General features: G+C 49.3%; 23 protein-coding genes. 18 read left to right on the top strand and 5 right to left on the bottom strand.

The features are described from left to right. Window positions 1-159 precede the first annotated feature (159 nt). A complete protein-coding gene (locus C1710_RS01840) occupies window positions 160-1290 on the bottom strand; it encodes an MFS transporter (RefSeq protein WP_408065704.1) in 1131 nt (376 codons plus the stop codon). 164 nt (window positions 1291-1454) lie between these two features. Next, complete coding sequence (locus tag C1710_RS01835; RefSeq protein WP_102279416.1) at window positions 1455-2873, bottom strand: amino acid permease; 1419 nt, start codon at window positions 2871-2873, stop codon at window positions 1455-1457. A gap of 223 nt (window positions 2874-3096) precedes the next feature. Here C1710_RS01835 and C1710_RS01830 point away from each other — a divergent pair, with 223 nt between their 5' ends. From C1710_RS01830 to C1710_RS01815, 4 genes are all read left to right on the top strand, one after another. After that, a complete protein-coding gene (locus C1710_RS01830; protein ID WP_102281712.1) occupies window positions 3097-4140 on the top strand; it encodes a zinc-binding dehydrogenase in 1044 nt (347 codons plus the stop codon). 122 nt (window positions 4141-4262) lie between these two features. Next, a complete protein-coding gene (locus tag C1710_RS01825) occupies window positions 4263-4532 on the top strand; it encodes a GlsB/YeaQ/YmgE family stress response membrane protein (protein WP_102279414.1) in 270 nt (89 codons plus the stop codon). A 98-nt stretch (window positions 4533-4630) separates the two neighbouring features. Beyond that, a complete protein-coding gene (locus C1710_RS01820; protein ID WP_102279412.1) occupies window positions 4631-5179 on the top strand; it encodes an RBBP9/YdeN family alpha/beta hydrolase in 549 nt (182 codons plus the stop codon). Window positions 5180-5218: 39 nt separating this feature from the next. Next, on the top strand, window positions 5219-6610 hold the full coding sequence (locus C1710_RS01815; RefSeq protein WP_102279409.1) for a C69 family dipeptidase: 1392 nt from the start codon (window positions 5219-5221) through the stop codon (window positions 6608-6610). A gap of 61 nt (window positions 6611-6671) precedes the next feature. On the opposite strand, the gene C1710_RS01810 is transcribed toward C1710_RS01815, so the two are convergent. The 3 genes from C1710_RS01810 to C1710_RS01800 are packed head-to-tail and all read right to left on the bottom strand — an operon-like array spanning window position 6672 to window position 9042. Further along, complete coding sequence (locus C1710_RS01810; RefSeq protein ID WP_102279407.1) at window positions 6672-6989, bottom strand: hypothetical protein; 318 nt, start codon at window positions 6987-6989, stop codon at window positions 6672-6674. 11 nt (window positions 6990-7000) lie between these two features. Beyond that, window positions 7001-7705 carry a type 1 glutamine amidotransferase gene (locus C1710_RS01805; RefSeq protein ID WP_102279404.1) on the bottom strand — a complete coding sequence of 235 codons (705 nt, stop codon included), beginning with the start codon at window positions 7703-7705 and terminating at the stop codon, window positions 7001-7003. Then, on the bottom strand, window positions 7705-9042 hold the full coding sequence (locus C1710_RS01800) for a Mur ligase family protein (RefSeq protein ID WP_102279402.1): 1338 nt from the start codon (window positions 9040-9042) through the stop codon (window positions 7705-7707). The genes C1710_RS01805 and C1710_RS01800 overlap by 1 nt, the downstream gene beginning before the upstream one ends. Window positions 9043-9186: 144 nt before the next feature. Here C1710_RS01800 and C1710_RS01795 point away from each other — a divergent pair, with 144 nt between their 5' ends. The 14 genes from C1710_RS01795 to C1710_RS01730 all read left to right on the top strand — a co-directional run bounded on the left by C1710_RS01795 (window position 9187) and on the right by C1710_RS01730 (window position 21562). Further along, on the top strand, window positions 9187-9771 hold the full coding sequence (locus C1710_RS01795) for a thymidine kinase (RefSeq protein WP_102279400.1): 585 nt from the start codon (window positions 9187-9189) through the stop codon (window positions 9769-9771). A gap of 6 nt (window positions 9772-9777) precedes the next feature. Beyond that, complete coding sequence (gene prfA / locus C1710_RS01790; RefSeq protein WP_180961272.1) at window positions 9778-10860, top strand: peptide chain release factor 1; 1083 nt, start codon at window positions 9778-9780, stop codon at window positions 10858-10860. Beyond that, entirely contained in the window at window positions 10853-11698 is an 846-nt protein-coding gene (prmC, locus tag C1710_RS01785) for a peptide chain release factor N(5)-glutamine methyltransferase (RefSeq protein ID WP_102279396.1), read from the top strand. The genes prfA and prmC overlap by 8 nt, the downstream gene beginning before the upstream one ends. A gap of 14 nt (window positions 11699-11712) precedes the next feature. Beyond that, on the top strand, window positions 11713-12750 hold the full coding sequence (locus C1710_RS01780) for an L-threonylcarbamoyladenylate synthase (RefSeq protein ID WP_235857948.1): 1038 nt from the start codon (window positions 11713-11715) through the stop codon (window positions 12748-12750). A gap of 112 nt (window positions 12751-12862) precedes the next feature. Then, the gene (gene glyA / locus C1710_RS01775; RefSeq protein ID WP_102279393.1) at window positions 12863-14098 is read left to right on the top strand and encodes a serine hydroxymethyltransferase; all 1236 of its coding nucleotides are present in this window, start codon (window positions 12863-12865) and stop codon (window positions 14096-14098) included. A gap of 65 nt (window positions 14099-14163) precedes the next feature. Then, the gene (gene upp / locus C1710_RS01770; RefSeq protein ID WP_102279391.1) at window positions 14164-14799 is read left to right on the top strand and encodes a uracil phosphoribosyltransferase; all 636 of its coding nucleotides are present in this window, start codon (window positions 14164-14166) and stop codon (window positions 14797-14799) included. 70 nt (window positions 14800-14869) lie between these two features. Further along, window positions 14870-15991 carry a YibE/F family protein gene (locus C1710_RS01765; protein ID WP_102279389.1) on the top strand — a complete coding sequence of 374 codons (1122 nt, stop codon included), beginning with the start codon at window positions 14870-14872 and terminating at the stop codon, window positions 15989-15991. Continuing rightward, window positions 15978-16724 (top strand): YibE/F family protein, encoded by a 747-nt coding sequence (locus C1710_RS01760; RefSeq protein ID WP_102279387.1) that lies wholly within the window; start codon window positions 15978-15980, stop codon window positions 16722-16724. Before C1710_RS01765 ends, C1710_RS01760 begins: the two co-directional genes overlap by 14 nt. A 194-nt stretch (window positions 16725-16918) precedes the next feature. Continuing rightward, the gene (gene atpB, locus C1710_RS01755; RefSeq protein WP_102279385.1) at window positions 16919-17629 is read left to right on the top strand and encodes a F0F1 ATP synthase subunit A; all 711 of its coding nucleotides are present in this window, start codon (window positions 16919-16921) and stop codon (window positions 17627-17629) included. A 46-nt stretch (window positions 17630-17675) separates the two neighbouring features. Next, window positions 17676-17888, top strand: a complete 213-nt coding sequence (gene atpE / locus C1710_RS01750; protein ID WP_102279383.1) for a F0F1 ATP synthase subunit C — start codon at window positions 17676-17678, stop codon at window positions 17886-17888. A 53-nt stretch (window positions 17889-17941) separates the two neighbouring features. Beyond that, a complete protein-coding gene (gene atpF, locus C1710_RS01745; RefSeq protein ID WP_102279381.1) occupies window positions 17942-18451 on the top strand; it encodes a F0F1 ATP synthase subunit B in 510 nt (169 codons plus the stop codon). Then, on the top strand, window positions 18441-18992 hold the full coding sequence (atpH, locus tag C1710_RS01740; RefSeq protein WP_102279379.1) for an ATP synthase F1 subunit delta: 552 nt from the start codon (window positions 18441-18443) through the stop codon (window positions 18990-18992). The genes atpF and atpH overlap by 11 nt, the downstream gene beginning before the upstream one ends. Before the next feature lie 21 nt (window positions 18993-19013). Then, window positions 19014-20576, top strand: coding sequence for a F0F1 ATP synthase subunit alpha (gene atpA / locus C1710_RS01735; protein WP_102279377.1), 1563 nt, complete (start codon window positions 19014-19016; stop codon window positions 20574-20576). A 29-nt stretch (window positions 20577-20605) separates the two neighbouring features. Then, the gene (locus C1710_RS01730; protein ID WP_102279374.1) at window positions 20606-21562 is read left to right on the top strand and encodes a F0F1 ATP synthase subunit gamma; all 957 of its coding nucleotides are present in this window, start codon (window positions 20606-20608) and stop codon (window positions 21560-21562) included. Window positions 21563-21566: the final 4 nt, after the last annotated feature.

Genomic DNA, 21566 nt, shown 5'->3' with positions numbered 1-21566 from the left:
AAAAGTACCAAGTTGAATTAACGGAAGAAGAAGTCCAAATGATTAAGGACTGTCACTCCAAGAACCCTTCGTTAATGAAGGCGATGGAAAATGCCAAGGAAGTTAAGTAGCTTTCATGAAAAAAGCAGCGGCCAGCTAATGGTCGCTGCTTTTTTGTCTTTAGTGGTGGTCAATTGCGTCGTTTAGTCGTTTGCGCCAGATGAGGTAGACAACCAGCATTAACGGTAAGAGGGCGAGTTGGACCAGGTAAAAATCATGGATGGGGAAGATTGTATCAATGATTCCGCCGATAATAGGTCCCAGGGTCATCCCAATATCGAGGCCGAGGTAGAAGGTGGCGCTGGCTAAGCCTTGTTCTTCCATTGGCGCCAGCAGCATCGCCGTTGCCTGAAGAACAGAATAGATGACACCATAGCCAACCGCCATCCCGGCAGCTGCCAAGAACATCAGCCAATTATTGGTCATTGCTGCTAACAAGTAGACGTAAAGCCCGGTAGCTACCCAGCTGACCCAAAACCAGACACCGAAGCGGACCGTGTCAAAGGCGGATTTAAAGACTATTCGGATGACTAAGAGGATTACGGCGTAGATAAGGAAATAACTGCCGATGGCGACACTCACATGCCGCTGTTCGACGTAGGAGACAATGTCGGCCTGGGTAGTAAAGTAGGGGATGGCAAAGAGGGTGGTTAAAATCGCCACGGGGAGGACATTTGGCTGGATGATTTGAAATGTTGTATGTGCGCGGGGACGGGTTAACTGAACAGGTTTACCGTGGTCACCAACAAACTGGACACAGATAATCATCAATAATGCCGCGACCGCTGCCAACATGATCGACTTACGGTAACCGATGAGCCGGTAGAGGTTAATAGAGACTGCCGGGGCCACGGCCATGGCGAGAGCATTCATTAACCCGTAAAAGCCCATTGCTTCGCCGACGTGCTGGCGAGGGACCAGCAGTGCAAGCCAGGTCGTCATACAGACAGTGGCAAGGACAAACCCGGTCCCATTAAGTAAGCGAAAGACCAGCAATAATTCACTATTGGGGGTCAGAGTATAGCCAAGAATACCCAAAAAGATTAGGACACCGCCGATAGTTGCCAGTAAGTACTTGGAGAAATGATCGGTGAGGTTTCCGGCGACTGGCCGTAAAAACATTGACGCGAGGCTCATAATACCGACGATAAGCCCGGCAAAGACGGCCGTCGATCCCAGTTCCTTGGCGTAACCGTTGATTAACGGGTTGATAAACATTGTACTGAACATGAAGAAAAACGAAGCCATCATGACGAGTACAACGTCTTTGGTATAAAAGGATTCTTTTTTCTGCAAATTAGTTCCTCCTTGCTGTTGATTGAACTATTTGGTACGCGGTGAGCAATAAAAGAAAGACCCGTCACGTTCGAGCAGGTGGGAACGTGCGGGTCCATCGCTTGCAAAACTAGTTGCGATTAATCTTTAGCGTTCTTCGCGGCGTCAGCATCGTGCGGCGTCTTGTCTAATCCCCAACGGTGAAGGTAGACTGCCGTTGCTAAGATTAGAACAACTGCACCGACAATCACGGAAATCCGTGTATCAGGGTTGATAAACATGAAGATGACAATGACCACCAACATAATGAACGCAAAGTAGTTAGAAAGTGGGTACAGTGGCAACTTGAACGGGTGGTGAGCCATCACTTCAGGGTTGTTCTTGCGGAAACGCAGCTCAGCTAGCAGAATCACGAACCATGGAATCATTCCTGGCAAAACAGACGAACTAAAGACAACGACGAACATGTTAGAAGCTGACTTGTTCATGGCTGTGGCAATCATGTCCAGGATAAAGCCGATCAGGATGCCACCGGAAATTCCGTAGATCGCGTGGTTTGGTACCACCCGGTTGGAAATGTGGCGGAAGTACTTGGGAGCGTCCCCTTCCTCGGACAGCTTCCATAGCATCCGTGATGAGGAGTAAATCCCCGAGTTAGCTCCGGATAAGGCAGCCGTTAAGACGACGAAGTTGATGATTGACGCTGCAGCGGTAATCCCAATTTTGGCGAAGGTTTCCACAAACGGTGACCCGATCATGCCGATCTTGTTCCACGGATAGATGGTGACGATTACGAAAATAGCACCGATGTAGAAGATAAGAATCCGGAAGAGGACGGACTTAACTGACTTCACGATCGCCTTTTGCGGGTTGGCAACTTCACCGGCAGAGATCCCCAACAGTTCGATTCCTTCGTACGAACCGACGACAATGGAGAGGGAGAAGAAGAAGCCTTTGACTCCGCCAGTAAAGAAACCGCCATGTGCCCACAAGTTGGAGATCCCTGTTGGGTGGCCGTGATTACCGAAGCCGAAGAAGATTACCCCAAAACCGAGGACAATCATTAAAATGATGGTAACAACCTTAATCATAGCAAACCAGAACTCCAGTGACCCGTAAGCTTTTGCCGAAGCCAGGTTGGCGATGGTGAGGAAAAAGATGATTACGATACCGGCTATCCAGGTCGGGGTATGTGGCCACCAGTACTGGAGATACTCAGTAGCGGCAATTACTTCGGACATCCCGACGACGATGTATTCAAAGACGTTTGCCCATTTGGCAATGTAGCCGAAAATCGGGTGAACGTATTCTGTGGCGTAGTCGGCAAAGGACCCCGTCCCTGGGTTAATGTAGATCATTTCACCGAGGGCCCGCATGACAATGTATAAAATGACACCGACCAGGGCGTAGGAGAGCATAACTGAAGGGCCAGTCCATTTAATGGTTGACTGGGACCCCATGAAGAGACCGACACCGATGGCCCCACCCAGGGAAATCATTTCCATCTGGCCGGCGGTCATTGAACGTTTCAGTTCTGACTTGTTTTGTGACTGGCTCATAATTACTTCCTTCCTATTAAATACGATTTTCTCATCGTTATCTAATTAAAACTATAAATACTTTATCGACCAACGCGCCAGAATGCAATAGTTAATTTGAGAGATTTTCTCAGAAAACGGTTTTACGGTCAAAAAAGTGAGGAGGGTTATCTTGACCTCAAGTTGACTTGAGGAACTACGATAAAGACGTAGCTAAATTTTTGTGTAAATGGGACACTTAAAAATGAAGAAAGCAATGTTTGTCAAAGCTGGTCAAATGGCGGTTAAAGATGCTGAAATACCGAAAATCCAGGCTGATGACGACGTGATTTTAAAAGTTATTCGTGCCAGTGTTTGTGGTTCTGATTTATGGTCTTTCCGCGGTCTAGACGCGAAGGAAGCCAACTCTGAGAACACCGGTCACGAAGCATTAGGGATCGTTGAGGAAGTCGGCGATGCAATCACAACCTTTAAGAAGGGGGACTTTGTTATTGCCCCGTTTACCCACGGTTGTGGTCACTGTGTTTCCTGCCGGAAGGGTTACGAAGGCTACTGCCTCAGTCACAGTGATAACTTCTCCAGTGGCTACCAGGCGGAATATATTCGCTACCAGCACGGTCAGTGGGCGCTTGTACGTATTCCTGGTCAGCCAGCAGACTATAGTGACAAGATGCTGGCAAGTCTGCAAGCTCTCTCTGATGTTATGCCAACCGGTTATCATGCTGCTCGCTGCGCCAATGTTCAACCTGGCGATACCGCGGCAGTGATTGGTGACGGCGCGGTTGGTCTGTGCGGAGTTATTGCGGCTAAGTTACGCGGGGCCAAACGGATTATTCTGATGAGCCGCCATGAAGACCGTCAATCTCTCGGCTGCGAGTTTGGCGCAACGGACATCGTTGAGGAACGTGGTGACGATGCCGTCAAGAAAGTAATGGAGTTAACCAACGGGGAGGGAGCTGACGCAGTCCTCGAATGTGTTGGTACCCGGCAGTCAACGGCCGAAGCTCTTCAGATGGGTCGTCCCGGTGCTCACGTTGGCCGGGTTGGTGTCCCATACGATGAGTCCTTTGACCTGGGTGAGTTATTCTTCCGCAACGTGGTCATTGCTGGTGGTCCGGCATCCGTAGCTTACTATGACAAGAAGTTGCTCTTGAAAGCAGTGCTTGATGGTGTGATTAACCCAGGTAAGATTTTTACGCGGGTTTACTCCCTTGATGATATTCAGCAGGCCTACCAGGATATGGCCGCCCGTAAGACAATCAAGTCCTTGTTGAAAGTTTCCTATTAATAAGTTATTAAAAATAGTTTAAGACAAAACTTCTAAATTGTCTTATCAACACCGGCTTGCTATACTAAGATCACAAAATAAATGTTGTCCCAACTCGTCGAATAGAAAGGACGTGCTGAGATATGCTTCACTGGATTTGGACGTTAATTATTGGTGGTTTAATCGGGATGGCCGCGGGGGCAATTGTTCACCGTGGTGGTGCCATGGGTTGGATCTCTAACATCATCGCCGGTCTGATCGGAGCCAGTGTTGGCCAATGGATTTTTGGAGATTGGGGTCCACAGTTAGCCGGGATGGCGTTAATCCCGTCACTAATTGGTGCAGTGATTGTGGTCTTGGTTGTTTCCCTCTTGCTGGGATTCTGGCCAAAGGATAAGGCAGATGCCGCGTAAATAAAATGTAATCAGTAATGTGGTGCCGAGAAATTCGGCACCTTTTTTGTTTCACATCAGTGTTATAATGGGTTTAATTGTTGAAAGGGGACGTTAGCGTGGCAAATGCATATTTGATTCACGGAACATCAACGCGGGATGATGATTGGTTCCCGTGGCTGGAGAAAGCTGCCCGCCCGTCGATTACGGTTAATCGGCTGGCGATGCCGGAGGCTTTCGCACCGCACCTGGATACCTGGCAACACTTTTTAGACCAACAGCTGCCGACTGAACCGGGGTTGACATTGGTTGCCCACAGTTTAGGCTGCGTGACGGCAATGAAGTTCATCCAACGGCATCCAGAATTACGGGATGTTAACCTGGTTCTGGTTGCCCCGTTTGACCGCCCCCTGAAAGGCAGCCCGTCACTCGATGAATTTGTCAAAGTCCCGGTGGATTACCAGCAAGTTGCTCCACGATTACATAAGGCCGTGGTGATTACCGCCAAGAACGACTGGATTGCACCATTTGAAAACGCGGAACAGATTGCTCACGGCTTAGGGGCTAAACTTATTGTGAACCTGATGGGCGGTCACTATCTTGCTGGTGACGGCTTTGAGGAATTTCCACAAGTGCTGGATGAATTGAAGTGGACGCTGGCCGACTAACTATATATGTCGTGTCGCAAAATGAAGGAGAGATAACTAATGCCATGTACAACTATTTTGGCCGGGAAAAAGGCCACGGCGGATGGGTCAACGCTGATTGCCCGTAATGAAGACTTTAGTACGGCTTTTAACCCCAAACGTTTCGTTGTCGTTGCCCCGGACACGCAACCAAAGAACTACCAATCAGTTACCAGCAAATGTAAAGTTGACTTGCCGGCAAACCCGCTACGTTATACGGCGTTGCCACAAGCCAATATCAAGACGATGGGGATTTGGGCTGAAGGCGGCATTAACGCTGCTAACGTTTGCATGTCCGCAACGGAAACTAGTACGACCAACCCGCGGGTATTAGGCATCGATCCGATGGTTAAAGCAGGGATTGGTGAAGAAGACTTTGTTACGATCATTCTGCCATACATTCATAGTGCCCGCGAAGGGGTTCAGCTGCTCGGTTCCATGCTGGAGAAGTACGGGACTTACGAATCAAACGGGGTGGCCTTCTCTGATAAGGACGAAGTATGGTACATGGAAACGATCGGCGGACACCATTGGGCAGCCAAGCGCGTGCCAGACGACTGCTACGTTGCTGCGCCAAATTGGTTTAGCATTACTGACTTTGATTTTAATAGGGATGACACGCTAGCATCAGCTGACCTGGAAGAGTTGATCGAGCAGTATCACCTGAACACCGATGGTGGCAATACTTACAACTTCCGGCACATTTTTGGCAGCCATAACGATTCCGATTATGGGTACAATATTCCGCGGCAATGGTACATTCAACGGTTATTCAACCCGAGTGATCTCCAGTCACCAGATAATCCTGACCTGCCATTTGCTAAGAAGCCGGAACACCTTTTGACGATTGAAGACTTTAAGTATGCACTGAGTTCTCGTTACCAGCACACACCTTACGACCCGTATGGCCGTGGTAGCGAGGGTGAAAAACATGCTTTTCGGCCAATTGGCTTCCAGCGTAACCAGGAAGTTCACGTCCTCCAGGTTCGCAACGATGTCCCTGCTGATTTCGCAGCTGTCTGCTGGCTGGCGTACGGGCCGAACGCCTTTAACGGGTTGGCACCGTTTTACACTAACGTCATGGATACGCCCGCTCCTTACCGTGATTCAAAGGAGAAGGACTTTGACATTAACAACATGTACTGGCTGACTCATGCCATTGCCACGATTGTTGACGAACATCCAAAGCGTTATAGTGCTAATATCGAGGCCCTTAAGCAGAATACCTTGGCAACTGGCCGTCATATTTTGCTGGAGACTGACCAACAGGCAGCTAAACTGTCCGGTAAGACATTGCAGGATAAGTTGCAGGCGGCTAATGACCAGACAGCCAAGGCTGCTCACGATTTGGCAATGAAGTGTCTTGGCGATATCGTCAAGGTGGGTGCCCTGAAGATCAAGTTGAATTACTAGTTATCATAGAAATAGCAAACGACCTGGACGGATTGCTTTCGTCCAGGTCGTTTTTTAAATTTTATTGGTTTTGCATCTGGCGTTTCAGCTGGTCCATCTGGTGGGTAACCAACGTTTCCAAGAGACAAAGAATGCAGGAGATCAGCAACAAGTAGTTATCTGGCAGAATGAAGAGGGCTAAAATCAGCACCCAGGAAAAGAGGTTCCACTGGTTTTCCATCCTCATGACTTTGTGCCAGCGTTGACGGAGATCTTCATCATTGATTTCCTGGTAGTGACTACGGAGGTAACCATTTAACCGAAACTCAAAGAATGAAATCACGATGAACAGGAAGGTGGTTATCCCAGAAAACAAGGTTAAGTTTTCGTTGACGCTCATCATCATGCCTCCTAGAAGGTTGGCTTAATTTCCAGGGATTCTTGCTGGCTGAAGTCGTCATTTGGATACTTGTTGTGCAGGGCGGTCAGCAGCATCTTTTTAGCGATTTCACCGTTTCGCGTCAAAATTGGTCCGTGGAAATACGAGCAATAGGTGGACTTGTAAATGGCCCCTTCGGTTTTATCTTCACCGTTGTTCCCGTGACCACTAAGGACCGTTCCCAATGGTCGTTCAGACTTGCCAATAAAAGTTCGGCCGTTGTGGTTTTCAAAGCCATGTAGCTTCCCTAGTTCAGGGTTTTCAATAACAATATCACCGATGAACCGGTGGTGGTCCTGGGAGAGGGTGTAGTGGTCCAGTGCGCCAATTCCAGGGATCTTTTCCCCGTCAGCCCCGATATAGTAGTGACCGAGCAGTTGGTAACCACCACAAATGGCAATTAGCGGCTTGTCATTTTCGATAAATTTAACCAACTCTGCTCTTTTACCCTGGATATCCTTTGAAATAACCATCTGTTCATAATCCTGGCCGCCGCCAAAAAGGGCAAGGTCAAAGTCATTGGCAATAAAGTCATCGCCCATGCTGATGACTTTAGCATCAATTTCAGTATCCATTTGTTTTGCATAGTACTTCAACGCCGTAATATTGCCGATATCGCCATAGGTGTTCATCAAATCCCCGTAAAGGTGGGCGAGTTGTAAGTGGTACTGAGCCATTAGTCCATTCCTCCCTTAACAACGCCTTTTTCGGCGAGTTCTTTTCTTAGTTGCAAGACAGCTGTGTAGGTGGCTAAAACATAGACCTGCTTAGTTGGCAACTGCTTAATCTTATTAATCACCTTGGTGAGGTCCTTTTCGTGCCAAACGTTGTCGATTCCGGCCATCATCAAACGGGTGCTGATGTCGCGGTAGCGCTCACCACCAGTCATGAACTGCGGGATTTGGTAGTCTTTCAGCTTTTCAAAGTTGCCGTCCCAAATCCAGCTGGTATCGATCCCGTCTGCGTAGTTTGCGTTGAGCAGGAAGACAAAGGAGAACGGGCGTTTGTCTGTTGTGATCATGTCGAGCACCTGGTTCAGTCCTACGGGGTTCTTGACCAGGATGAGGGTGACGGTCTTGTCGCCTAGCTGGAATTCTTCTTGACGGCCGAAAACCCGTTCGTCAGCGTTAAAGGCCCGACTGATTTGGGCAGGTTGAACACCAAGGAAGCGGCCCAGTGAATAGGCGGCTAGGGCGTTATAGATGTTGTAGGTCCCACCGATAGCAATGTGGGCGGGGTGACCATCGATAGCAAAGTCGGAGCTATTCGGCGTTTGATTATTGACGGCGGTGACCGCATGGGTCAGCTTTGGCCGGTGAAAACCACAGTGAGGGCAGAAGTAATTACCCAGGTTACTGTAGGTCCGCAGGTGGTAGTGTAGGATGTGCTGACACTTGGGACACAGCAAGCCGTCTGTATTAGCAGGGGCACGGAGATCATCTTGATAACCGTTGTCAAAGCCGTAGTAGATTACCGGGTTAGGCAGGTCGACACTGTTGAAGAGTTGCTCGTCACCATTAGCGATGATCGTCGCCTGTGGAACCATCCGGATTCCCTTGAGGATCTTCTTATAGGTCGTGTAGATTTCACCATAGCGGTCCATCTGGTCACGGAAAATATTGGTCAGGATAAAGGCTCGTGGCTTGATATAGGAACAAACCATTGCGACGTTAGCTTCGTCGACTTCCAAGATGGCTAGCCCTTTTTTATTTAAGCGCGGAGCAGTCAAAAAAGTGGTGACAATGCCCTGCTTCATGTTAGAGCCAGTCGGGTTGGTCAGTACATGGTTAAACTTTTGACGAGCTACCCGGACGGATAGGGCAGTCGTGAGGGTTTTCCCGTTGGTTCCGGTGACAATTACCAGATCATATTTTTTTGCAAAGGCGGTCAGCACGTCAGGGTCAATCCGTAATGCTAGTTTTCCCGGCAGTGAACTACCACCGTGGAAAAAGGTATGGAGAAACCAGTAGCTGCTCTTGCCGACAGCCGTGGCGAATGAACTTTTGACAGTCATTTTCAATTCCTTCCGTAAATCATTTTATCGCGTTAATTTTAAACGTTCTGCCGATAAAAGAAAAGTAGTTGATCGCCGCCCTGGTCAAGACCGCCGCAATCGACTATAATTAATCTGCTATGCAATGAAGAGGGGGAGAGTAGATTGGCCCAGCTGTTTTTTAAGTATGGTGCGATGAATTCTGGCAAGTCGATCGATATCTTAAAGGTTGCCCATAATTATGAGGAACAGGGAAAGCCGGTAGAATTGCTGACGAGCGGGGTCGATACCCGGTCGGGGCGGGGAATCATCGCCAGCCGGATTGGGTTGACCCGCAAGGTCACTCCGGTGATGCATGACACCAATATCTACCAAATGGTTAAGCAGTTGGATCACCGGGTCTACTGCGTCCTGATTGACGAAGCCCAGTTTTTGACCAAGGAACACGTCTTGCAGCTGACGCGAATAGTTGACGAACTCAACATTCCGGTGATGACCTTTGGCTTGAAAAACGACTTTAAAAACGAGCTTTTTGAAGGATCCAAGTACCTCTTAATCTATGCCGATAAAATCGAAGAAATGAAAACAATTTGCTGGTTCTGCCCCCACAAGGCGACGATGAACTTGCGAATTCATGATGACCGACCGGTGTACGAGGGCGAACAGGTGCAAATTGGTGGCAACGAGTCGTATTATCCGGTTTGCCGGAAGCACTACTTTCACCCATTGCTGAAAGGACTGGAAAAATAAATGGAAATGGACAAGATTTTTGATAAGCTCCAGGCGGTTGTTGACCGCTATGATGAGCTGAACGAAATGATTTCCGACCCGGAAGTCATTGCCGATACTCCGCGGTTCATGAAGCTGTCAAAGGAAGAAGGCCAGCTGCGGGAAACGGTTGAAAAATATAAGCAGTACCAAAAGACAGTCAAGACTATCAAGGACGATACCGACCTTTTGAACGAGACCGATGACGAGGACCTCCGCGACCTGACGAAGGAAGAATTGACCGACGCACAGGAAGAGAAGGAAAAACTAGAGCAGGAACTGCTTGTCCTTGTTTTGCCGAAGGACCCGAACGATGATAAGAACATCATCATGGAAATTCGTGGGGCTGCTGGTGGGGATGAAGCATCATTATTTGCAGCCGATTTGTACAACATGTACTTACACTACGCCGAAAGCCAGGGCTGGCACGTATCAGTCGTTGACGAAAGCCCAACCGAAGTGGGTGGTTTTAAGGAAATTGTCCTGATGATCACCGGTGATAAAGTCTACTCAAAGCTGAAGTTTGAAAATGGTGCCCACCGGGTTCAACGGGTACCAGTAACTGAATCGGCGGGCCGGGTCCACACTTCCACGGCAACGGTCGGTGTCATGCCGGAAGCCGAAGACGTTGATATTACTCTGGATCCCAAGGATATCCGGGTGGACGTTTACCGCTCATCTGGTGCTGGTGGTCAGCACGTTAACAAGACCAGTTCGGCAGTACGGATGACTCACGAGCCAACCGGTATTGTCGTTGCCATGCAGGATGAACGTTCCCAGCAGCAGAACCGGGCGAAGGCGATGCGAATTCTGAAGGCGCGGGTTTACGACTACTACCAACAAAAAGAAGAGAACGCCTATAACCAACAGCGAAAGGACGCCATCGGGACTGGTGATCGCTCGGAGCGGATCCGGACGTACAACTACCCGCAAAACCGGGTGACTGACCACCGGATTGGCCTGACCTTAAACAAGTTGGACCGGATCATGGCCGGGGAGCTTGATGAAATTATCGACGCATTGATCATCGCCGACCAGACGAAGAAATTAGAGCAGCTGCGCAATGAATAGCGAGCTGACTTATTTCCAGGCTCAGCGGGGAGCGAAGAGAATGCTGGAAGAGCGGCGGATTGATCCGGATGCGGTCAATTTCGTCCTGGAAATGATGCATGATTGGACCCCGGCAGACCGGTTATCCCACAACCGCGAAATCATGAGTAAAGATGAGCTGAAGAGGTTTCGGATGGCCATCGACCGGGTTGCTAGTTACGAGCCACCGCAGTACGTTGTCGGCCGGGCACCCTTTTACGGGCGGACCTTTATTGTGTCGCGCAGTGTTCTCATCCCGGAAAGCGAGACCGAGGAACTAGTGGACTGGGTTTTGCACGATAATCCAGCTGACCAGCAGCTGTCAGTCTTAGACTTAGGGACTGGCAGCGGGGTGATTGGCATTACCCTGGCGAATGAACGGCCAAATTGGCAGTTGACGATGAGCGATATTTCACCGGACGCGCTGCGGGTGGCCAAGGCCAATCAGGTGCTCCACGGTGCTAGCGGTCGCTTAGTAGTTAGCGACTTATTTGACGGTCTCGGCAATCAAAAATTTGACTTGATTGTTACTAACCCGCCCTACGTGGCAACAACTGCCGTTGATGAACTGGACGAAGCAGTTCGTGATTATGAACCCAGTCTGGCGCTGTTTGCTGGCAGTGACGGTCTCGGTTTTTACCGGCGACTCTTTGATGAACTGTCACCCCACCTCAAACCTGGTGGTAAACTTTATGGTGAAACTGGCTACGACCAGGAAAAAGCGATTACGAAACTGGCTAAAGACAAGCTGCCCCAAAAACGGCTGACTACCAAGCACGATATTGCGGACCGGATGAGGATGATTAGAATATGTGGTTAATGAGGAGACCTAAATTGCAACACTTTGATACCCGAATTTTCCAGTTAGATGAAATTGACGCCGCGGCGCAGGAAATCCAGCAGGGACACCTGGTATCTTTTCCGACGGAGACTGTCTATGGCCTGGGTGCTGACGCTACTAACGAACAAGCGGTTAAGCAGGTTTACCTGGCTAAGGGACGGCCAAGCGACAACCCGCTGATCGTTCACATTGCTTCACGGGAAATGGCCGAGAAGTACGCGGCCCATATCCCGGATAAGGCCTACAAGCTGATGGATCATTTCTGGCCTGGTTCGTTAACGATGATTTTTAAAATTAAGCCGCATTCGCTTTCTAAAACGGTTACTGGCGGCCTAAAGACGGCGGCCTTTCGTTTTCCTGACTGCCAACCGACGCTCGACTTGATTAAGCGGGCAGGAGTGCCGTTGGTGGGACCGTCTGCCAACACGTCGGGAAAGCCGAGCCCGACGACGGCTCAACATGTTTATCATGACCTTCACGGCAAAATTGCCGGGATCCTCGATAATGGCCCAACGCGGGTTGGGGTGGAATCGACTGTTTTGGACATGTCGGGTGACCATCCTGTGATTTTACGACCAGGGGCAGTGACTAAGGAACAGATCGAAGCGGTCATCGGTTCGATTGACCTTAACCACCACCATGTTGGTAAAAACGAAACGCCCAAGGCACCGGGAATGAAGTATAAGCACTACGCACCAGCTGCGCAGGTTTACATCGTTGATTCGGGGACAGACTGGGGCCAGGTGATCGAGTGGGTTCAACAACAGCCATTTGACGTTGGTATAATGGCGGAAGAAAAAGTCCTGCAAAATGCTAGCCTGCCGATGAATGCTAGCCAGTTCTCGCTGGGAAATGGTGTTAAGGACGCTAGTGCCCGCCTCTTTGATGGTCTGCGGGAGTTCGATGACGAGCAGAACGTGAAGGCCATTGTCTGCCAGGCTTTCCCTGCCGAGGGACTGGGGGAGGCCTACATGAACCGACTTAATAAGTCAGCTGGTGGGGTCCACTTTTTGGCGGTTGACAAGTCCTAATTAATAAATAGTTAGTAATGAAGACAGGTAGTGGGATCATTCCACTGCCTGTCTCTTTGTCTGTGATAAAATGTTGGTAATAAGTTGTCTGGCAACAAAGGAGGTCCTTTCGATGAACTATGCTGGTAAAGACCCGCAGCTTTGGCGGGCAATCGCGGGCGAAGAAGAGCGGCAGCAAGAAACAATTGAGTTGATCGCGTCTGAAAACATTGTCTCAAAGGCGGTCCGAGAAGCTCAGGGGTCAGTACTGACCAATAAGTACGCTGAAGGCTATCCCGGACACCGTTACTACGGTGGTTGTCGGGAAGTGGACCAGGTGGAGCAATTAGCCATCGACCACGCGAAGAAGCTGTTTGGCGCAACTTACGTGAACGTTCAACCGCACTCTGGGTCGCAGGCTAACATGGCGGTTTATGCTGCTTTACTGAAACCTGGAGACACGATCATGGGGATGGGGATGTCTGCTGGCGGGCACCTGTCACATGGTTCGACGGTCAACTTCAGTGGCAAGCTTTACCACTCGGTTGGTTATGGGTTGGATCCAAAAAGTGAACAGCTTAACTATCAAGCAATTCGTGAGCAGGCTCGGCGGGTTAAACCACAACTAATTGTGGCCGGGGCCTCGGCTTATAGCCAGGAGATTGACTGGCAGCAGTTTCGGAATATTGCTGATGAAGTTGGGGCCTATTTAATGGTTGATATGGCCCATATTGCGGGACTGGTTGCTACCGGCTACCACCCCAACCCTGTGCCAGTTGCCGACGTGGTTACTACCACTACTCATAAGACGCTCCGCGGGCCACGTGGGGGAATGATCCTTTCCCGCGATTCACGGCTGGGAAAGAAGATCAATTCGACAGTTTTCCCCGGAATACAGGGCGGGCCGCTTGAACACGTGATTGCGGCTAAGGCGCAGGCGTTGTATGAAGATCTTCAGCCAGCTTTTCATACCTACATTGGTCAGGTGGTCACCAACGCATCGGCAATGGCTGACGTGTTTGCTGCTGATGACCAAGTCCGCATCGTTTCTGGCGGGACGGTTAACCACCTGCTGGTGTTGGACCTGACCGCGACTGGTTTGACGGGCAAAGATGCCCAGTCATTGCTGGACTCCATTAATATCACCACTAATAAAGAGGGGATTGCTAATGACCCGCAGAGTCCTTTTGTGACCAGTGGGTTGCGATTAGGCACTCCGGCGATCACTAGTCGTGGCTTTACTGCAGAAGATAGCCGCCAGGTGGCCCGCATCATCTGCCAAGCATTGCGCCACCCGCTGGATGATGAGCTACTAGCGGAGTTGAGGTGTGAAGTTCAGCAACTGACGAGAAAACATCCACTTGACTAGTTGCACGGCGGGGCAGTTAATGGCTATAATAGGAACGATTTAAATAGGGAAGGACGAAGATTGCGATGGGTAAATTTGAAGTTTTGGATCACCCACTGATCCAGCATAAGTTGACAATGATCCGTGATAAGCACGTGGGTACCAAGTTTTTCCGGGAAACCGTCCGGGAAATCGCCACGCTGATGGCTTACGAAGTTTCACGTGACATGCCGGTGAAGGATGTTGAAATCGAAACACCGATGGGTAAGACAACCCAAAAGGAACTGGCTGGCAAGAAGGTCGCCATTGTACCAATCCTGCGTGCTGGTTTGGGAATGGTTGATGGCATTACCGACCTCATTCCGGCAGCAAAGATCGGCTTCATCGGGATGTACCGTGACGAAGAGACTCTGCAGCCTCACGAATACTTTGTCAAGCTGCCCAATGATATTACTGAGCGGCAGATTTTCATCGTGGACCCAATGTTGGCTACCGGTGGTTCCGCGATTGATGCAGTCGGCGCCCTGGTTAAACGCGGGTGCGAGCCAAAGAATATGAAGTTTGCCTGCCTTGTTTCCGCACCAGAAGGTGTTAAGGCCTTTCGGGACGCTTACCCGGATGTTGACCTCTACACATGTGCCCTTGATGACCACCTGAACAAGGATGGTTACATCGTTCCTGGACTGGGTGACGCGGGTGACCGTCTCTTCGGTACCAAGTAAATTTGAAACCATTCAACGACCGTGACAGTTGTCGCGGTTTTTTCTTTTAATTAAGCGAGGTGAGTAAAGCATGAAGTTAAAGGGATATCAATGGTGGTTGTGGCTAGGCGTGATGTTGCTGGTTGGGATGGGACTCTTCTTATTTACCAAGTATGACGCTTGGCTCTATTCACGACCAGTCGCAGTCGTTGCTAAGGTGGATACAACCAGCCGGCAACGCCAACGGGATCAGTTTAAAAATACCGACTACCTAGTTGCTCAGCGTTTAACGGTCCGGCTGCTTAACACAAAACACCGCGGACGCACGTTGGTGGTGCGTAACCACTACACCGTCTCTCAAACAATGTCGTTACGTTATCAACGGGGCAACCAGGTGTTTTTGAGTCAGCTAGCGGGCAAAAGGGGCCGATTGTCGGCCATGGTGAGCGGAATGAAACGTGACGTGGTGATTGTGATGCTGGTGTGGTTGGTTGTGACCATGCTGGTATTGATGATGGGGTCTGCTGGCTTACGAGCCCTGGCCAGTTTGGTTGCTAATACGGCACTGTTCATATTGGCAATCAACTTTGATCTGAAATGGCAGGGGCGTGGTGTCTTACTGCTCTTTAGTTTGTTAGCAGGGACCTTCACGGTGATTAGTCTGCTGCTCATAATGGGCCCGACTCGCAAAATGTTGGCTGCCTTTTTAGCAACGTTGGCTGCCACCACTGTGGCTGTCAGTCTGTCCTGGCTTCTCATTACCATTACTCGTGAACGCGGCTTGTACTTTGAGTCGATGATGTACGTGACTCAGGTCCAACGACCGCTCTTTATTGCCGAAACTATTCTTGGCTCGTTGGGAGCGGTAATGGACGTTAGCAGCGATATTGTGGCCACTCTCTTTGAAGTTAAACGGCTGCAGCCAGCTGCGACCCGTCACCAGCTATTAGGAGCAGGGCGACAGGTTGGCAAGCAGGTCATGGGCCCACTAGCCAACGTTTTGATGCTAATTTTTGCCGCAGAAATGCTCACCAGCAGCGTCTTATTTCTGTGCAATGGCAATTCCTGGGGCTACACTTTTTCGATGACCATGAGTCTGGGGATCACGCAGAGCCTCGTTTGTGGGATTGGGATTATTCTGGCGATCCCGTTGACCAGCTGGTTGATGGCGGCGATGATTGGTGAAGGAGGTTGGCTGAATGAGCACGATTAGTTTGCTAACATTGGTCTTGCTGGCACTGATGGTGATCGTTGGTGGACGACAAGGATGGAGTGCTTTTTGGAGTCTCTTATTAAATTTCTGCTGCCTTTTCTTTGCGATTGTCCTGGTTTCCTGGGGACTATCGCCGCTGTGGATCACCTTGCTGGCAGGGACGCTGATTCTGGCTCAGACCATCTGGCTGGGTGTCAGTGATAGCTTTGTTGCTGGCAGGTCATTTCTATCATCCATCATTGTCTTTCTGGTTTTGTTCGGCTTAATTATCCTCGTTGAACATGCAGCGCATGTCCCGGGGTTTGGTGTTGAGGATACCGACGCGTTAGAAGGAATGTCGCTGGCAATCGGGGTCTCATACTCACAAGTGGCTGTCATGGTCGCTGGCTTATGTTCACTGGGGGCAATTGCCGAGGCCGCTATTTCTGTCGCGGCAGGAATGGCGACTATCCTTGACGAACAATTACCGGCCAAGCAGAATTCACTTTTTCAAGCCGGCCTCCACATTGGTCGGCAAATAATTGGTACCGCCTTAAATACATTATTTTTTGGTTTTTTTGGTGGTTTTCTAGCTTTATTCATCTGGTTTGCAGGACTAGGTTACCCGTTTTTAACGGTAATTAATGATAAGGTTTTCGTGGGTGAAATAATCATTGTTTTGGTGTCTTTTATCGGGGTTTTATTGGCCGTACCGGTAACTGCCTGGCTGATTTCGTGGCGGGAACGTTCGTAGCGAGAAAAGCGTCCGCCGATTGTATAAATATAAGCAAATGTCCTATTTGTAAACGCTTAAATATTTTTGGATCAGCGCTTTATCCCGCGTCAGTTCTATGGTATATTATTATGCGTAACTGGGAAGACAGGTCTTTGCTGGTCCCAAATTACAAACCAACTATTATTGTTATGAAGAAAAGAGGTGGAATGTAAATGGGCGGTGATGCTTATACCTTTAAGCTTTTTGGCCTAAATTTCAACTGGACAAACGTCATTTCCTGTATCGTTGTCTGCGTGGTCGTCTTCTTCTTGATGTTTGCACTATCACGGCACGTCACAATGAAGCCGAAGGGTGGACAAAACGCACTGGAATGGCTGATTGACTTCACTAATTCCATCGTGCGGGGACAATTTACTGCGGATACAGCAGGGTTCTTTGAATTCTTTATCTTTATCCTGTTCGTTTTCCTGTTTGTCTCTAACCAGTTAGGGCTGTTTGTTCAGATTGGCTGGGGTGGTCACGAATTAGTCAGAAGTCCAACTGCTGACCCCGTGATCACGTTAACCTTCTCCATGAGTGCGATCCTGTTATCACACTTTGCGGGGATGACTCACCGGGGCCTCAAGGAGTACTTCAAGGGCTATGTTCAACCAAATGCAATTATGATGCCAATTAACTTTATTGAAGAGTTCAGTAACTTCTTAACGCTGGGTCTTCGTATTTTTGGGAACATCTATTCAGGCGAATTGCTTTTGAAGCTGCTTGGTCAGTTGGCCTTTTCTCACGGGGTACCAACCATCCTGGTTAGTCTGCCAATTGAAATGGTATGGCAAGGCTTCTCGGTCTTCATTGGTGCCATTCAAGCTTATGTCTTTGTAACATTAACATCGGTTTATATTTCTCGGAAGGTCGTTGGCGAATAATCTATGGTCAACACCTTCACCACATATTTTTAGGAGGATTTTTATTATGGGTGCAATTTCTGCAGGACTTGCAGCTGCTTTTGCTGCTATTGCCGCTGGTTTCGGTAACAGTATTGTTATTAGTCACACGATTGACGCTATGGCTCGCCAGCCAGAAATCGTTGGTGATCTTCGTACTACTATGTTCATCGGTGTCGGCCTTATCGAAGCCGTTCCGATCCTGGCCATCGTTGTCAGCTTCCTGGTCATGAACAAGTAATCTTGAATTTTTCAATTCAAGACAAATCATTGAACAGGAGGAGGTGTCAATAGATGTTTGTCTTAGCTGAGTCCAATCAGTTATACGTGGGCGATATGCTGTTTTACCTGATTTCGTTCATTATCCTGGCTGCACTGGTTTGGCATTTTGCCTGGAAACCAGTCACCCAGATGATGGAAAAGCGGGCAAAGCGGGTTGCTAACGATATTGATAGTGCCCAAAAGAACCGCAAGGAAGCCGCAGCATTAGCCGCCCAACGGCAGGCTGAACTGAAGGGTTCCAAACATGAAGCGGCACAAATTGTCAGTGACGCTAAGAAATCTGGTGAAAATCAACGCACTAAGATTGTCGAAGCGGCCCAAAACGACGCTGCCAGCATCAAAGCACAGGCAGCGATCGACGCTGAACAGGCTCGTCAAGATGCGCTGCTCAGTGCTAAGGACGACGTAGCAAACTTATCTGTTGAGATTGCTTCTAAGCTGATTCAAAAGCAGTTGAATGCTGATGATCAACAAGCATTGATTGATTCATACATTGAAGGGCTGGTAAAACATGAAGCTTGATAAGAAAACGGTCGCCCGCCGTTACGCGCGGGCTCTCTTTGAGCTCGTCGACGAGGCCGGTCAATTGGACCCGACTTATCAAGAACTGCTGGCGCTTCGCCAGGTGATCACTGCCAATCCACAGCTGGTCCCTTCATTAATGGGGGTTCAGTTAACTGCCGCCCAGAAGAAGCCGCTGGTCGATGCCCTGAAAAGTGGTGCTGCCCAGCCGGTCGCCAACCTCGTACAGATGGTTTTTGACTATGGGCGTATGAATGACTTGGTCGCAATTATTGATGAGTTTGAACGGCGGTACGATGCCCACTACCAGCGGGTGCACGCCGACGTGGTTACTGCAGTTCAACTAGATGACTCCCGTAAAGAAGAATTGTCCAGCGCCTTAGCAAAACGCTTTGGTGCTTCCGAAGTGGTCCTCAATGACAGTGTGGATCCTTCAATTCTCGGCGGAGTGATTGTTAAAACGGCGAACCAAACCCTTGACGGGAGTGTTCGCACCAAGATTGAACAAATTCGTCGGTTGCTGGTTAATAAAGATGTTTGATAATGAAGAGGTGAAATCCGTATGAGCATCAAAACTGAGGAAATCAGTTCACTCATCAAGAAGCAGCTCGCTGGTTACCAGGACGAGATTGTCGTTGCCGAAACCGGGACGGTTACCTACGTTGGTGACGGGGTTGCTCGTGCTGATGGCTTGGAAAATGCCATGGCTGGTGAGTTGCTCGAATTTAGCAATGGCGTCTACGGAATGGCCCAAAACCTCGAAACCAGTGACGTTGGTATCGTCGTATTGGGTGATTTCACCGGGATTCGTGAAGGCGACACCGTCAAGCGGACGGGTCGGATTTTGGAAGTTCCGGTTGGCGATGAATTACTAGGACGGGTTGTTGACTCCCTAGGCCGGCCAATTGACGGCTTGGGCGACATTAAAACAACAAAGTCCCGTCCAATTGAAAAGAAGGCTCCTGGTGTTATGCAGCGGAAGAGTGTTTCCGTTCCACTGCAGACCGGGATTAAGGTGATTGACGCGCTGGTTCCGATTGGCCGTGGTCAACGTGAGTTGATTATTGGTGACCGGAAGACCGGGAAGACGTCAATTGCCATTGATACAATTATTAACCAAAAGGGTAACGGGATGATTTGTATCTACGTTGCCATTGGTCAAAAGGAATCAACGGTTCGTTCCCAGGTTGAAACCCTGCGTAAGTACGGGGCTTTAGACTACACGATCGTTGTTTCAGCGAGTGCCTCCAACCCGGCGCCAATGCTCTACATTGCGCCGTATGCTGGTGCCGCAATGGGTGAAGAATTTATGTACAACGGTAAGGACGTCCTCATTGTCTATGATGACTTGTCGAAACAAGCCGACGCCTATCGTGAACTTTCCTTGATTCTTCGCCGGCCACCTGGTCGTGAAGCTTACCCAGGTGACATTTTCTACACTCACTCTCGTCTGCTCGAACGGGCTGCACGTTTGTCTGATGATATGGGTGGTGGGTCAATGACGGCTCTGCCAATCATTCAGACGCAAGCCGGTGACGTTTCTGCCTACATTCCAACCAACGTGATTTCGATCACCGACGGGCAGATCTTCTTAAACTCCGATGCCTTCTATGCCGGTCAACGGCCAGCGATCGATGCCGGGACTTCAGTTTCCCGTGTCGGTGGTGACGCGCAGGTTAAGGCGATGAAGAAAGTTTCCGGGACCCTTCGTCTGGATATTGCTGCTTACAACGAACTGGCATCATTTGCTCAATTCGGGAGTGACCTGGATGCAGCTACCCAAGCACGATTAGCCCGTGGTCAACGGACCATGGCCGTGCTGAAGCAGGGGCTGCACCAGCCAGAAACGGTTCCAGAACAAGTTGGAATTCTGTTTGCCCTGACTCGTGGCTACCTTGATGATGTACCGGTTGACGACCTGCCGCGGTTTGAAGCGGAAATGAAGGAATTCATGCACGCTAACCACCAGGACGTCTACGATGGGATTACCAAGACTGGCAAGCTTCCTACTGATGACAGCCTTGGCAACGCAATTAAGGACTTCAAGGACAACGCCTTTCAAACGACTGCTCAACTAGAAGCAGCTAAGAAGGGTGAAGACGTCGACAAGAAGGACGAACAATAAAATCAACCAGGAAAGGATGGTGACAGTTAGTGCCTGCATCATTAGCTGCTGTAAAGCATAAGCTTGAATCCACACGCAGTACGCGTCAGATCACGACGGCTATGCAGATGGTTTCAACTTCCAAGTTAAACCAAATTCAGCACCACACAAAAACGTATGAAGTATACGCGGCCAAAGTAAAATCGCTGTTGGTCAGCCTGGTTGAATCGCACTATGCCGCACTAGCAAAAAAGAACAAGGATAATGAGCAGGGGACTGACGTGTCTGAGCTCAGTCTTGTTAACCAGCTTTTTCATGGTCGGAAGGTTCAAAAGACTGGAATTCTGGTCGTTACTTCTGACCGGGGACTAGTAGGGTCATATAACAGTAACGTTATTAAGGCTACGCTAGACTTGATGGAGCAACATAATTTAACAAAGGATAATACTGTCTTCCTGACTATTGGGAAAACGGGTTCCGAGTTCTTTAAAAAGCGCGGGATGAACGTTGTCTACGAGTACAATGGTGTCAATGACGTGCCGCAATACGCTGAAGTGCGTAAAATTGTGACGCAGAGTGTCCAAATGTACTTTGATGGCGTTTATGATCAGCTGTACATGTCTTACAGTCACTACGTTAACCGGATCACTTCCAGCAACATTACCAAGGTAGTGCTGCCAATTACAAAGGAATCACTGGGTATTGACGAAAAGAACAAGAAGGAAACCAATACTGAATTTAAGACGAGCAACGGGACGGAGTTGTATCCTTCTGCGAGCGAGTTAATTAAGGTTCTGGTTCCCCAGTACTGTAACAGTTCGATCTACGGGGCTATTTTGGATGCGAAAACGTCTGAACATGCCTCCAGTGCTAATGCGATGCGGTCTGCCTCTGACAACGCCAACGATATTATTTCAACGTTGCAGTTGCAGTATAACCGTGCGCGGCAAGCGGCAATTACCACTGAAATCACTGAAATTGTCGGTGGGATGGCTGCTCAAGAATAATGAT

Source organism: [Lactobacillus] timonensis (genome assembly GCF_900240275.1).
Lineage (GTDB): Bacteria > Bacillota > Bacilli > Lactobacillales > Lactobacillaceae > Limosilactobacillus > Limosilactobacillus timonensis.
This window is presented reverse-complemented; position numbering and strand designations above follow the sequence as displayed.